The sequence below is a fragment of the Terrisporobacter glycolicus ATCC 14880 = DSM 1288 genome, from assembly GCF_036812735.1.
In the GTDB taxonomy this organism is placed as follows: domain Bacteria; phylum Bacillota; class Clostridia; order Peptostreptococcales; family Peptostreptococcaceae; genus Terrisporobacter; species Terrisporobacter glycolicus.
Genome location: NZ_CP117523.1, coordinates 1637814 through 1652587 on the forward strand (window position 1 = coordinate 1637814; position 14774 = coordinate 1652587).

General features: G+C 27.3%; 13 protein-coding genes and 1 pseudogene. 12 read left to right on the plus strand and 2 right to left on the minus strand.

Annotated elements, in window-relative coordinates:
• Positions 1-18: 18 nt before the first annotated feature.
• From TEGL_RS08125 to TEGL_RS19790, 5 genes and pseudogenes are all read left to right on the plus strand, one after another.
• Positions 19-2175: a heavy metal translocating P-type ATPase gene (locus tag TEGL_RS08125; RefSeq protein WP_018591321.1), complete on the plus strand. Its 2157-nt coding sequence runs from the start codon at positions 19-21 to the stop codon at positions 2173-2175.
• A 93-nt stretch (positions 2176-2268) separates the two neighbouring features.
• A complete protein-coding gene (locus tag TEGL_RS08130; RefSeq protein WP_018591320.1) occupies positions 2269-3198 on the plus strand; it encodes an NlpC/P60 family protein in 930 nt (309 codons plus the stop codon).
• Between the two features lie 133 nt (positions 3199-3331).
• Positions 3332-4009, plus strand: a complete 678-nt coding sequence (locus tag TEGL_RS08135) for a response regulator transcription factor (protein ID WP_018591319.1) — start codon at positions 3332-3334, stop codon at positions 4007-4009.
• Positions 3999-5111, plus strand: a complete 1113-nt coding sequence (locus TEGL_RS08140) for a sensor histidine kinase (RefSeq protein WP_018591318.1) — start codon at positions 3999-4001, stop codon at positions 5109-5111. Before TEGL_RS08135 ends, TEGL_RS08140 begins: the two co-directional genes overlap by 11 nt.
• A gap of 43 nt (positions 5112-5154) precedes the next feature.
• Positions 5155-5256 (plus strand): annotated as a pseudogene (locus TEGL_RS19790) (IS3 family transposase); the annotation flags it as partial.
• Positions 5257-5283: 27 nt separating this feature from the next.
• Here TEGL_RS19790 and TEGL_RS08145 read toward each other — a convergent pair.
• The gene (locus TEGL_RS08145) at positions 5284-5580 is read right to left on the minus strand and encodes a YciI family protein (RefSeq protein WP_018591317.1); all 297 of its coding nucleotides are present in this window, start codon (positions 5578-5580) and stop codon (positions 5284-5286) included.
• Between the two features lie 256 nt (positions 5581-5836).
• Between TEGL_RS08145 and TEGL_RS08150 the strand changes: the two genes are divergently transcribed.
• Complete coding sequence (locus TEGL_RS08150) at positions 5837-7423, plus strand: hypothetical protein (RefSeq protein ID WP_018591316.1); 1587 nt, start codon at positions 5837-5839, stop codon at positions 7421-7423.
• A gap of 110 nt (positions 7424-7533) precedes the next feature.
• Positions 7534-8262, plus strand: a complete 729-nt coding sequence (locus tag TEGL_RS08155; RefSeq protein WP_018591315.1) for a TraX family protein — start codon at positions 7534-7536, stop codon at positions 8260-8262.
• A gap of 51 nt (positions 8263-8313) precedes the next feature.
• On the opposite strand, the gene TEGL_RS08160 is transcribed toward TEGL_RS08155, so the two are convergent.
• The gene (locus tag TEGL_RS08160) at positions 8314-8574 is read right to left on the minus strand and encodes a hypothetical protein (protein ID WP_018591314.1); all 261 of its coding nucleotides are present in this window, start codon (positions 8572-8574) and stop codon (positions 8314-8316) included.
• Positions 8575-8879: 305 nt separating this feature from the next.
• On the opposite strand from TEGL_RS08160, the gene TEGL_RS08165 reads away from it, so the two are divergent.
• The 5 genes from TEGL_RS08165 (at position 8880) to TEGL_RS08185 (ending at position 14545) form a co-directional block, all read left to right on the plus strand.
• Complete coding sequence (locus TEGL_RS08165; protein ID WP_018591313.1) at positions 8880-9440, plus strand: DUF4878 domain-containing protein; 561 nt, start codon at positions 8880-8882, stop codon at positions 9438-9440.
• A gap of 111 nt (positions 9441-9551) precedes the next feature.
• Complete coding sequence (locus TEGL_RS08170) at positions 9552-9989, plus strand: MarR family winged helix-turn-helix transcriptional regulator (protein ID WP_018591312.1); 438 nt, start codon at positions 9552-9554, stop codon at positions 9987-9989.
• A 141-nt stretch (positions 9990-10130) separates the two neighbouring features.
• Positions 10131-11507: an MATE family efflux transporter gene (locus TEGL_RS08175; protein WP_018591311.1), complete on the plus strand. Its 1377-nt coding sequence runs from the start codon at positions 10131-10133 to the stop codon at positions 11505-11507.
• 139 nt (positions 11508-11646) lie between these two features.
• Positions 11647-13062 carry a YfcC family protein gene (locus tag TEGL_RS08180; protein ID WP_018591310.1) on the plus strand — a complete coding sequence of 472 codons (1416 nt, stop codon included), beginning with the start codon at positions 11647-11649 and terminating at the stop codon, positions 13060-13062.
• Between the two features lie 22 nt (positions 13063-13084).
• The gene (locus tag TEGL_RS08185) at positions 13085-14545 is read left to right on the plus strand and encodes an aminoacyl-histidine dipeptidase (RefSeq protein ID WP_018591309.1); all 1461 of its coding nucleotides are present in this window, start codon (positions 13085-13087) and stop codon (positions 14543-14545) included.
• Positions 14546-14774 lie beyond the last annotated feature (229 nt).

The following is a 14774-nucleotide window of genomic DNA, read 5'->3' on the forward strand; positions in this document are numbered from 1 at the left end:
TAGATGGGAGATGATGGTATGAAGGAGTGCAGTATAGTAAAAAGAGAGCTTATACTGGGAGGATTAAATTGTGCACACTGTGCAGAAGAAATAAATGATAAAGTATCTAAATTGGAAGAAATAGCATCAGCTAATCTAAACTTTATAAGTAAAAAATTAACAATAGAGATAATAGTAGAAGAAAATATTAATGAGGATTATGTAATTTGTAAAGTAAAAAACATAATAGATGAAACAGAGCCAGGTTTAGACATAAAATTAAATTCACAAGCAAATAGAAAAGTTGAAACTGAAGAAAAAAATAAAACAGAAGATGATAATGAGGTTTCAAATAAATCTGATTTAATAAAATTATTAGTGGGAGTTATAATGTATATATTTGGAATATATCAAACTGCCACAGGATATGAAAGCAAATTTGTAAGCGTATTATTCTTAATTGTTTACTTTGTAGTAGGAGGGGATGTTTTAAAGAAAGCGTTAAAAAATGCAACAAAAGGTCGTGTATTCGATGAAAACTTCTTAATGTCTGTAGCTACAGTAGGTGCAGTAATAATAGGAGAGATACCAGAGGCTGTTGGTGTTATGTTGTTCTACAAAACAGGTGAATATTTACAAGGGTTAGCAGTTGGAAAATCTAGAAAATCAATAGCATCTCTTATGCAAATTAGACCAGATAGTGCAAACTTAAAAGTAGGCTCACAAATAGAAGTAGTTCCACCTGAAGAAGTTATTATAGGTGACTATATAGTAGTTAAACCAGGAGAAAAAGTTCCCCTAGATGGTATAGTTGTTGAGGGAATGTCAATGGTTGACACTTCAGCTCTAACAGGAGAATCAGTGCTTAGAGAAATTGGAGTGGGAGATAATGCATTATCAGGCTTTATTAATAAAAATGCATTACTAATTATAGAAGTTACTAAGGAATTTGGAGAATCAACAGTTTCAAAAATATTAGATTTAGTAGAAAATGCAAGTAGTAAGAAATCAAAAACAGAAAACTTTATTAGTACATTTTCAAAGTATTACACACCATTCGTTTTAATGGCAGCAGTGCTTATAGCAACTATTCCTCCTCTTGTAATTCCAGGGGCCATATTTACAGATTGGATATATAGAGGATTAGTATTTTTAGTTGTTTCTTGTCCATGTGCTTTAGTTTTATCTATACCACTTTCATTCTTCAGTGGAATAGGAAGTTCATCCAAACAAGGTGTATTAATAAAAGGAAGTAACTATTTAGAAGCGCTTAAAGATGTTGATACTGTAGTATTTGATAAAACTGGTACACTTACAAAAGGTGTGTTTGAAGTAACAAAAGTAGTAACAAAAGATATAAAAGAAGAAGAGTTAGTTGAGTATGCAGCTTATGCTGAGTCAAATTCAAACCATCCAATAGCAAAATCTATAGTTAGTTTTTATAATAAAAAAATAGATCTAGATAAAATAGAAGAATTTGAAGAAATAGCAGCTCATGGAATTAAAATAAAATATAAAAACAAAGAAATTTATGTAGGTAATAACAAATTAATGAAAGTTGAAAATATTAGCTATAAACCTGCAACAGAAATGGGAACAGTAGTTTATATAGCTGTAGATAAAGTTTATAAAGGTTATATAATTATATCTGATGAAATTAAAAAAGACAGTAAAGAAGCCATAAGCAAATTAAAAGCTGGCGGAGTTAAAGAAGTTGTAATGTTAACTGGTGACAATGAAAAAGTTGCAAGTAAAATAGCAAGTGAACTGGCAATAGATAAGGTTTATGCTAACTTATTACCTAATGAAAAAGTTGATAGATTAGAGGAAATATTTGAAAATAAAGGTGAAAAAGAAAAAGTTGTTTTTGTTGGAGATGGAATAAATGATGCTCCAGTTCTTGCTAGAGCTGATGTTGGTATAGCTATGGGAGCTTTAGGTTCAGATGCAGCCATAGAAGCAGCTGATATAGTGCTTATGACAGACGAACCAAGTAAAATAGCTACATCAATTGAAATAGCAAGAAAAACAAACAGAATAGTTAAACAAAATATAGTATTTGCCCTAGGAGTTAAAGCAATAGTATTAATACTAAGTGCAGGTGGTGTAGCAAATATGTGGGAGGCTATTTTTGCAGATGTGGGAGTATCTTTAATAGCAGTATTAAATGCAATGAGAATTATGAAATATAAGTAAAATATTAAATAAATAGAAGACAACATATTTTCCACACATTTATGTGATAGAGTACAAATAGATGTAAGTTATAACATAAATGGAGGAATATGAATGATTAATAAAAATGTATTATCAGTAGCAACTATATTGGTTATGTCTTCAAGTGCAGCTACATTTGTAAATGGGCAAGAAATAAATATTGAAAATAAAAATATTACTAATAAATTTGGAACAGTAACACCACAGTCTGGTCTAAATGTGAGAAAAACACCTATGGTAACTAATAACAATAAATTATTTGCCATACCATATAATACAAAAGTAGAAATTTTAGGTAAACAAGATGGTTGGTATAAAATAAAGATAAATAGTAGACAAGGCTATGTAAGTGGAAAATATATAGAAACGATTACAAGTGATAATAGTACAAATGTAATATATAAATATGTTAGTGAAAATAGAGTAAACTTTAGAACTGGCGCAAGTACAAATTCAAAAGTATTACAATTATTAAATAAAGATGAAAAGGTTAAATTTATAAGTAGTGCAGGAAGTTGGTCAAAAATAGAATATAATCATAAGATAGGCTATATTTATAGTGATTACTTATCTATTAAAAAAACACCACCTTCAACAGGTTCATCAGATACAAATACTTCAAATTCTAGCAAAAAGAAAAAGATAGTATCTACTGCAAATAACCAAATAGGAAAGCCATATGTGTGGGGAGCTCAAGGCCCTAATTCATTTGACTGTTCAGGATTAATGACTTATATTTACAAAACAGCGGCAGGAATTAATCTACCTAGAACATCAACACAACAATCAACATTTGGGACTACAATAAGTAAAAGTAATTTACAAGAAGGAGATTTGATTTTTTCTAGTACAAATGGAACTGGGAGAGTAAGTCACGTTGGTATATATGTTGGAAATGGGGAGATGATACATTCGCCAAAACCAGGAGACTCTGTGAAAAAAACTAGTATTAATAATAGTTACTGGAAAGGCGTATATTTGTGGTCTAAAAGAGTATTATAAACAAAAGACTTCCTTAATAATATAAGGAAGTCTTTTGTTTGTATAAATATTTTTTAATAAGGCTTTGTTTATAGAAGATATCGTAGAAAAGGTTGTTAAGATTAGTAAATTTTATATATTAAGGAGAGATATTATGGCTAAAATATTAATAATAGATGACGAAGAAAAAATATGTGAATTTATAGCTGCTTATTTAATAAAAAGTGGTCATAGTGTTTATATTTCCAATAGTGGGGAAGATGGTTTGAATAAAATAAACAATGAAAAGATAGATTTAATTATTTTAGATAGGATGATTCCAGATATAAGTGGGGATGAAATATGCAAATACTTGAAAAATAATAATATTAACACACCTATTATTATGATTACTGCTAAAACAGAAGTAGATGATAGAATAGAAGGTTTTGAACTGGGATGCGATGATTATATTTGTAAGCCATTTAGTCCAAAAGAAATGGTAGTAAGAGTTAATGCTATGATAAGGAGATGTAATATTAATAAGATTAATTATGTTAAATTTAATAATGGTTTAGAAGTAAATCAGGATACACGAAAAGTAAAAATAAGAGGAAAAGAAATCGAACTTACAAAAACAGAATATGAAATAATAGATTTAATGACGCAAAACCCTCATAAAATCTATACTAGAGAAGAACTTTTAGATAAGGTTATAGATGAATCTTATGATAAATTAGACAGAGTTATTGATACACATATAAAAAACTTAAGAAAGAAAATAGAAATAGATTCTAAAAAACCTAAAATAATAAAAACAGTATATGGAGTTGGATATAAATTTGAAGAATAAAACAGTATCAATAAATAAAAAGTTATTATATACATTTAGCCTACCTATGATTATATTTGTCATAATTCTAATGAGTACAATTAATTTTGTATTTAAGAAAGAATTTGATCAATATGTAGAGTTGAGAAATAGTCATATAAGTGAAAATATAAATATATCAGTAAATGATAAGGAGAATTTATCAAGAGCAGAAGATAAACTTTTTATTCATACAGTGACAAAGATATTTGCATTGGTTGTTATAGTTTGTATTCTATGTATATTATTTTTAACATTTTTTATATCAAAAAAGATTATTAGTCCAATAAAAAAAGTATCAGATACAGCAAAAGAAATAAAAGAAAATAATTATTACAATGTGGAATATAGTAGCGATATAAAAGAAATTAATTATCTTATTAATACCATAAATAGTTTATCAAACTCCATTAAAAATCAAGAACGTATAAGAAAAAGATTGCTAACAGATGTATCACACGAACTGAAGACACCAATAACTAGTATGCGTGGTCATTTGGAGGCAATAATAGATGGAATTTGGGAGCCTACACAAGATAGATTGATAAGTATCAACCAAGAATTAATTAGAATAATGTCATTAATAGAACAGCTTAAAGATTTGAATAACTTAGAGAACGGTTCTATTAATAAAGAATATAATGATATAAAATCTTTAATTGTATCAGTTGTTCATAATATGCAAGCAATAACATTGAGTAAAAATATTAAAATAGAGTATGAACTAAAAGATGTTTATGCTTATGTAGATAGAGATAAATTATCTCAAGTAATAATGAATATAATTTCTAATTCAATAAAATACTCACAAGATAACAAAAAGATTTTTATTCATTTATATAAGGATAATAATGAGATTATAATTAAAATAAAAGACCAAGGTATTGGTATACCAAAAGAAGACGTTGATTATATATTTGAAAGGTTTTATAGAGTAGATAAGTCTAGAGGAAAAGAAAATGAGGGTATAGGAGTTGGGCTTACTATAAGTAATATAATTGTTAAAGAACACGGTGGAACCATAGATGTAAATAGTACTTTAGGCGTAGGAAGTGAATTTATTATAAGATTACCTGAAAAATAATAAATTTGTATTGAGATTAATATGAGTTAGTACTTTTTGTAGATTAAAATTAGCCATTGATAATTACACAAACTTTTATAATAATAAAAGACTAGAGAAAAAACTAAAAGGTCAGCTCCCATGGAATATGGTGAGCAGACCTTAGCTGTAGTTCAAAATCATTTCGATATTTTTATATGCTAAACCATTCTTTAGGTGATTCATTAAAGTAGTGAGGAGAGAATTCTATAACCTTATACTCTTGAATATCATGAATTTTTAAAGGTTCTTTAGATAAATAATCTTCTACTTCTTCAGGAGTTTCTGCCTTCATTATAAATATAACACCGCTAATATCTTCTTTAAGTCCTGTCATTAATATTGAGCCTTCCTTCATAGCTTTTCCTGAATAAGCCATGTGTTCTTTCATTATATTATCATCTATTTGATCAGAACTTTTTAAATTACCTTCTACAATAAAATATTTCATTTTCATATTCTCCTTTAAATAAGTATGATAAAAATTTAAACTAAGATTATTTATTATATTTTTATCTATTTGCAATAATAAATACCCAGATAAATGTATTCCTTAACAACACATACTTAAATTAAATAATTGTACAACTCAATTTCATAAAATATATATTAATTTTGAATTTTAGGAAAATAAAATCTGTCCGTATATAAAATATAAATAAACATAAAGACTGTATATTAATATGAAAAATTAAATGGAGTTATATATGATTAATAAATTAAATAATACAAATACAGGCGAATTGAGTAATCATTTAAAAAATGTTCAAGAAAATCTTAATAAAGAAATGGTAATTAAAATAAAAGAAATGATATCAAAGGCTGAAAATATAGCAATAAAAATAGTTAAAGGAGAGCCTTTAACTTCTAAAGAAAAGGAGTTTATAAATAAGAACTACCCACAGCTAAAAGAATTTGCTAATAAAACATATAAAGAATCAAATGTGTTAAGAGTTTTTATAGATATGAGTAAATTAGGTGAAATACAAAATATGGATATTAATAATTTGGAGTTATATATGATTAATAAATTAAATAATTTTAACTTAAGCAATAATGATTTAGAGTTAAATAATATATACAAAAATGAAGAATTAAATAATGCAAATACAGGTGAATTAAGCAACACTTTAAAAGATGTTCAAGAAAATTTTAATAAAGAAATGGTAATTAAAATAAAAGAAATGATAGCTAAAGCTGAAAATATAGCAATAAAAATAGTTAAAGGAGAGTCTTTAACTTCCAAAGAAAAGGAGTTTATAAATAAGAACTATCCACAGTTAAAAGAATTTGCTAATAAAACATATAAAGAATCAAATGAATTAAAAATTTTCATAAAGATGAGCAAATTAGGTGAAATACAAAACACAGAGAAAGATATTAATGAATTAATAAATAATGAAAAGATAAAAAACGATACATTGTTTAAAGATTGTAAAATAACAAAAAGTGAATGGAAAATAAAAGATGAATCAATAAATGAGGTTGAAAAATATTTTGTACAAATAAAGAAAGATTTTTCTAAACTTGAAAATATCTTATTGAAATTTATAAAAGGTAAGAATTTAACATCTGAAGAAAAAGAATTTATAGATAAAAAATACCCAGAGTCAAAAAATGTGGCTAATGATATAAAAAAAGAATATGAATCTTTGAAAAATACTATAAAAGAATGCAAATCAGATAAAGAACTAAATGAACTAGTTTCAAAAGAACTGAATAAATTAAAAAAAGGAGAAAACATAGAACAAGGTAATAAAGAAAACACACTAAAAACAATACTAGTAAAGTTAAAAAAACATATACTAAATGAAGTTTTAAAATCTTCTAAACAAACAATTAAAAATGAAGAAGTTGACTTGAAAAAATTTGAATATATAAAAAATAACATATTAAAAGGAGAAAAAGTAACTTTAAAGGAACTTAAATTTATACAATCAAAAAATCCACAAATAAAACAAATTATAGAAGAAACAGTAAAAGAAGTTATAGATTCAAGTATAAAAAAAGAAAATAATAATATTAAACTAGATAAGAAAGCAGTAATTTTAAAATTAATAGAAGATACAAAAGAAAATGGAAGCAAGGGTTTATTATCTGAACTGGAAGTGAAAATAAAACTACTTATATTAGAAGATGAAGATGATATATATAGTAAAATTGTAAATCCAGAATCAATATATGCGATAAATACATTTGCATATTTTAAAACGAACTTAATGTCTTATAGTTTGATATGCCTTGGAATAGCAAGTTTAATTTTAGTAGTATCACTGCTTTTGCATAATTACTAAAAACGTAAGACAACTATATTTCAAAAATGTAATTATAATGTAATGTAAATAAATAGCGAAAAATTCTCCTGTGATATAGAATGAATATATTAATTTGAGGGGGAAAACAAATGAAAAAGTTTAATGCATTTCAAATAAAAATACTTCTAATTGCACTTATGTTACTTGATCATGTATTTTTTGCATTTAATGGATTAATGCCAAGCTGGGTACATGCTTTAACAAGAGGTGTTGCGCCTATGTTTGCATATTTTTTGGTGGAAGGATATTTTTATACTAGAGATAAACGAAAATACGGAGCTAGATTATTTGGGTTTGCAGTATTTATGTATTTTGGAAATATGATAATAAATGATATATTTGCAAGTAAAAACATAATAGTTGATAATAATATATTTGCTACACTATTTGTAGGATTTATTGTAATAAGTATATTTGAAAGAGCTAAAAATAAAGAAGGATTAGTAAAAGTATTATTGATTGTAGTAGCCATAGTAGTGGCATTTTATGCTGCTAATTTAGTAGAAGGTGGATTTTCAGTTATACCATTTATAATGATTACGTATTTCTTTAAAGGAAATAAGAAAAAGCAAATAATAGGATATTTGTTATTATCTATAATACTTTTCTTTATGTCATATGTTCATTATGACTCAATTAAGGATACATTTGATATGTTAATGTATAACTCAGACTTCTTAGAAATTTTAGCTATACCAACGATACTTGTATATAACGGAAAAAGAGGTTTAAATAATAAGTTTGGTAAGTATTTATTCTATGTATTTTATCCATTACATTTATGGATTCTAGCATCTATAAGTTTTATGATTAAATAAGAAATTAAAATGCAAAATAAAGCTTCCATTTATTAAATGGGAGCTTTAATATTATCTTTTTTTCTTTTTCTTTTTTTTCTTGCCTTTATTTAGACGTTTTTGCTTAGCTTTATATGCTTGCTTTTCTGCAACTTTTTTAGCTTTTTCTTCTTCATTCCTTTTTTCTAATTTAGAAACGTATAGAGTTAGTAATAATAATGCTAACCCCATAGCAGCAAATATGTAGTTTTTAATATATAATCCCAAAACTATAATAGTACTATCAACTATAATACCTATGTGATTTTTATATTTCATATAAAAATTTTTCATACTAGTCCTCTTTTTCACTTGAATTTTATATATCTATAATAAAAAAACATAGAGCATTAGTCAATAAAAATTTAAAAATGCATTTATTGAATGATAAAGACAAATTTATATGTTACAAGTAACAGAACATTAACGGTATTTGGATGTGAATAAAAAAAATCATACATTTAATATAAAATATATGATATTAAATTACAGGAAAAATTTGTTTTTGACAATAAAATGTTAATTTCGACAAAGGATATAGTTTATAATACAAATAGAGTGAATTAAAATAGAATAATTGAATTGTGGGGGAAGAAAAAATGAGTAAAAAATTATCAGTATTAATGGCAGCAATATTATCACTAAGTATGATGTTAGTAGGATGTAAAAGTGAAAGTCCAACAGATGTAGTAAATACATATTTCACACAACTAAAAAAGGGAGATAGTGAAGAAGCTAGTAAGTTTATTGAAGAGACTATTTCAGAAACTGAAGAAGAAACTGGAGATAAAGCTGCGAAGGAAAAAACAGATGAAGCATTAAAAATATATCTTTCAAAAATGGATGCTAAAGTATTATCTGAGAAAGTAGATGGAGATAATGCAACTGTTGAAGTAGAACTTAGCAGTCTTAATTTTGGGAATATGTTAATAGAAGTAATGCAAGAAGGATTAGCAGATGCTTTTAGTGGAAAAGAAGTAGATGACGATTATATGAGTAAAAGTTTATTAGAAAAAGTTAAGTCAGGTAAGGTGGAAACAAGAACTGGAAAAGTAAATTTAACAAAAAAAGATAAAGTATGGACAATAAAATCTGACGACGATATACTAACTTTAATGCTTGGAAAAGCAAAGTTAGAAGATAATTCAACAAGTAAATAAATTATTATACTAAAAAGGATATGCTTATAATAGCATATCCTTTTTAGTTGACATAAGTATAAATAGTAGTTATTATAGTTTAGTACAAAACAAATTTGTGGAGGTGTTTTCTTGACTAATAAAAATAAGCTAGGTCTTCATATTAGTAAAATAAATCATATAATTTCAAGAAAAATGGATAGTGCTGTAATTAAAGCTATTGATGATAACTTAACTGTATCACAAGCTTATGTAATAGATTTTATTTCTATGAAAGGTGAAAATAAAGAAATATTCCAGAAAGACTTGGAAAAAGAGTTTGATCTGAAACGTTCATCTATTAGTTTAATGTTGAATAACATGGAAAAGAGTGATTTGATAGAAAGAGTTCCTGTAGCAGAAGATGCTCGTTTAAAAAAAATAATTTTAACAAATAAGTCTAAGAAGCTTTATGAAGAAATTTCTAAATCCATTGACTCAATAGAGCATAAGTTGTGTGAAAATATAACACCAGAAGAGATAAAGATATTTAAAATAGTACTTGATAAAATAAGAAATAATTTAGAATAAATTATTAGCAATTATCTACAGCACTTCGACTAAGGTTATTATTTATAATAGGAAATTTTTTATACTTAATACCTTATACGAAGTGAATTTTTATAGAATGTTGTTTTGTGCAAAACATAAATGAATGAAGGAGAATAGAATATGTCAAAAGTATCTAATTTTACAGAGGGTAAAATATTCTCGCCCTTATTAAAATTTGCCATACCAATTTTACTTGCACTATTTTTACAAACAATGTATGGTGCAGTTGATTTACTTATAGTTGGTAGGTTTGGTCATGCAGCAGATGTGTCAGCTGTATCCACAGGTAGCCAAGTAATGATGACGATAACAGTAATAATTACAGGACTAACTATGGGTCTTACTATATTAATAGGTCAAAAATTAGGAGAAGGAAAGTCAAGAGAAGCTGGAGATGTTGTGGGAAGTGGTATTTGCATATTTGCAGTTATGGCTATTATTATTACCATTTTAGTTGTAAGTTTTGCTTCGCCCATATCTTCATTTATGCATGCACCAAAAGAAGCTTTTAATGGAACTGTATCTTACATAAGAATTTGTGCTGTAGGTTCAGTTTTTGTAGTTTCTTATAATATTATAGGCGGAGTTTTTAGAGGTCTTGGTGATTCAAAAACTCCACTTATAACAGTTGCAATTGCCTGTGTTACAAATATTATTGGAGATTTGATTTTTGTTGGAGTCTTTAAAATGGCAGCAGCAGGGGCAGCCATTGCCACTATTATGGCTCAAGGGTTAAGTGTTATTTTATCTTTGATAATTATTAGAAAGCGTGGATTGCCTTTTGAGTTTTCAAAAGAAAGTATAAAGTTCCATAAAAACTTAACATCAAAAATAATTAAATATGGTGCTCCAATAGCCCTACAAGACGGACTTGTACATTTATCTTTTCTTGTTATTATGATTATAGGTAATTCTATGGGAGTAATTCCATCAGCAGGAATTGGTGTTGCAGAAAAACTTGTTGGGTTTATAATGCTTATACCATCGTCGTTTTCACAAGCAGTATCTGCTTTTGTTGCACAAAATTATGGTGCTAAAAAATATGAAAGGGCTAAAAAAGTTCTTCTATATGCCATTTTAGCATCTTTATGTTGCGGTGTTTTAATGTTTTATATTACATTTTTCCATGGAAATTTACTAGCAGGAATGTTCTCAAAAGATAAGTATGTAGTTTTAGCAGCTTGGGAATATATGAAAGCTTATGGAATAGACTGCCTTTTAACTGCAATAATGTTTTCTATGGTAGGTTATTTTAATGGATGTGGAAAAACAACTTTTGTAATGATACAAGGAATAGTAGGTGCTTTTTGTGTGAGAATACCAGTTTCGTTTCTTATGAGTAAAATAGAGCCAGTGTCTCTATTTAAAGTTGGTCTTGCAACACCAATGTCCACCTTAGTTCAAATTATTTTATGTATAATTTACTTTGTGATTTTATCAAAAAAATTAAGAAAAGAAAATTTATTATCAGATACTAAATCAGTAAAAAAAGCATAAATTTCAAGAAAAAAATTTTTATTGAAATAAAGCCATTAATGTAATAATTAGTGGCTTTATTTTATTCACTCTTACATAAAATATCTTTTAATGGCAAATTTAATATAAATAGCAAAAGTCATTAAAGGAGAAATGTAAAATGAGCACAAATGAAAATAAGAAAAAATCATTTAAGTTACCAACGGCTTATACTGTATTATTAGCCATAACAGCGATTATTGCAATTGCAACATATTTCATACCAGGAGTTAAGAAAGCAACTCTGGCTAATTTTGTTATGGCACCAATAACTGGATTAAAGGAGTCAATTGATATAGCCATCTTCGTTTTACTGATAGGAGGATTTTTAGGAGTAACTACAAAAACAGGTGCCTTAGATGCAGGTATAGGAAATGTAGTTGCTAAGTTAAAGGGAAAAGAATTGATTTTAATACCTGTTTTAATGTTTTTATTCTCTCTTGGAGGAACTAGTTTTGGTATGGCAGAAGAAACTATTGCTTTTACAGCTTTAGTTACAACTACTATGATAATAGCAGGATTTGATCCTTTAGTATCTGTAGCGTCTATTATTTTAGGAGCAGGCTGTGGTGTTTTAGGATCTACAGTTAACCCGTTTTTAGTTTCTGTAAGTATTGGTGCACTAAAAGGAGTAAACATAGCAACTAATCAAGTTATAGTAATTGGTACAAATATAGCATTATGGTTATCGTCATTACTTATATCCATATTTTTTGTTATGAATTATGCTAAAAAAGTTCATGCTGATAAATCAAATACATTATTGTCAGACTCAGAAATAAGACAAGCAAATGAAGCTTTTATAGGAAATAAAGATGGCAAAGAAGAAGTAATAGAGTTTACTGGACAGAGAAAAGTTGTACTATCACTATTTGCTTTTACATTCTTAGTGATGGTAGCAGGAATTATTCCTTGGGAAGAATTTGGTGTAACCATATTTGCAAATACAGCATTTTTAACTGGAGCTCCACTTGGAAGCTGGTGGTTCTCTGAGCTAGGCATGTGGTTTGTAATTATGGCAATAATTATAGGTTTAGTTTATAGAATGACAGAATTAGAAATAGTAAATTCATTCCTAGATGGAGCAGCAGAAATGGTTGGAGTTGCCTTGGTTATAGGTGTCTCAAAAGGTATATCAGTTATAATGAGCTCTACAGGATTAGATGCATATGTATTGTCAAAGGCATCTTCAGTATTAATTGGAATGTCACCAATTATATTCACAGTAGTTGCTTATTTAATTTATATGGCATTGTCATTTTTTATACCTTCTACATCTGGACTTGCAGGTTTATCAATGCCAATATTTGGGCCTTTAGCAGTTAGCTTAGGATTTCCACCAGAAGTTATAATCTCAATATTTAGTGCTGGTAGTGGTATTGTAAACTTAGTTACACCAACAAGTGGTGTTATAATGGGAACACTAGCTATAGCAAAAGTAGATTATTCATCATGGGTTAAGTTTGTAACGAAAGTATTATTAGCTATTTTCGTTGCATCAGCAATTATATTAAGTATTGCTATGATGATGGTATAAATTAATTTTAAGGAGAAAGTAAATGACAATAAATATTGAAAATCCAAAACTACAATTAGTTTTTAAATATTTTTCGGAAATATCTAAAATACCTAGAGGTTCTGGAAATGAAAAGGGAATAAGTGATTATTTAGTAAGTGAAGCTAAAAGACTTGGATTAGAAGTAATTCAAGATGAAACATTAAATGTAATAATTAAAAAAACAGGTACACAAGGATATGAAAATAGTCCAGGAGTAATACTTCAAGGACATATGGATATGGTTTGTGAAAAAAATAAAGACACAGTTCATGACTTTACTAAAGATGAAATAAAATTAAGAGTAGATGGAGATTATCTATATGCCACAGGAACAACTTTGGGAGCTGATAATGGAATAGCAGTTGCCATGGGACTTGCATTACTAGCAAGTGATGATATACCTCATCCTCCTCTTGAAGTGATTTATACAGTTAATGAAGAAGTTAGTATGATAGGTGCTATGAAGTTAGATGGAAGTATCTTCAAAGGAAGATATATAATAAACGTAGACTCAGAGGAAGAAGGAAAAATAACTGTAAGTTGTGCTGGTGGTGTGACTGCAGTTATTACTATAGATAAAGAATACAAGGAGATTTCTTCATCAAAAGTAGCTTATAATATAGGAATAAAGGGTCTCCAAGGTGGGCATTCAGGGATGGAAATCGATAAGAAGAGAGGAAATTCCAATGTATTAATGGGTAGAGTTTTAAATCATATTTGCAAAAGTGAAATAAGTTATGATTTAGTTACTATTCATGGTGGGCTTAAAAATAATGCAATACCTCGTGAAGCAGAATGTGTAATTCTTATAGATGATAATAATAAAGAAGATTTAGAAAAAGAAATTGGAAATATTTTAGATATATTGAAAAACGAGCTAAAAACTTCAGATCCAGGCGTAATTTTGGAATGTAATAAAAATGAAGAAACTTACAATAAAGCATTAAGTGATGATGTTAAAAATCAAATTATTGGAGTTTTAAACTTAATGCCGAGAGGAATTCAAACTATGAGCGCTGATATAGAAGGCTTAGTAGAAAGCTCTACTAATTTAGGTGTCGTAGTTACAAATGATAATGATATTAAATTTGAATTTGCAACTAGAAGTTCAGTAAAAAGTTTAAAAGAAGACTTAAATTATAGAATGGAATTACTTAGCGGATTTATAGGTGTAAAACTTGACTTAGAAGATGATTATCCTGAGTGGGAATATGCTAAAAACTCTAAACTAGAAAAAATTTGTGAGGATACTTATGAAGAAGTAACAGGCAAAAAACCAGAAATAGTGGCACTACATGCTGGATTAGAATGTGGATTGTTACTTGACGCCATAAAAGGGGCAGAGGCCGTGTCAATAGGTCCAGATTTATTTGATGTTCACACACCTAATGAACATTTAAGTATTAGTTCAACAGAGAGAATATGGGATTACTTAATAGCTATCCTTAAAAATATTAAATAATTATTTTTATAAATTTAAAAAATGATTTTATATACTTACCCAAAAATGACATCTAATTTATTAGATGTCATTTTTTGGTAAGTAAGTATTAAAAAAGTTTATATTAACCTATTTCTAGGACAATAACAAAAATGTGTTTTTTACATTTTATAGTATGATTTAAAAAAATTCAATACATATTTTAAAAATATATATTATTCTGTTAATTTTCTTATATTTTAAGCAACTA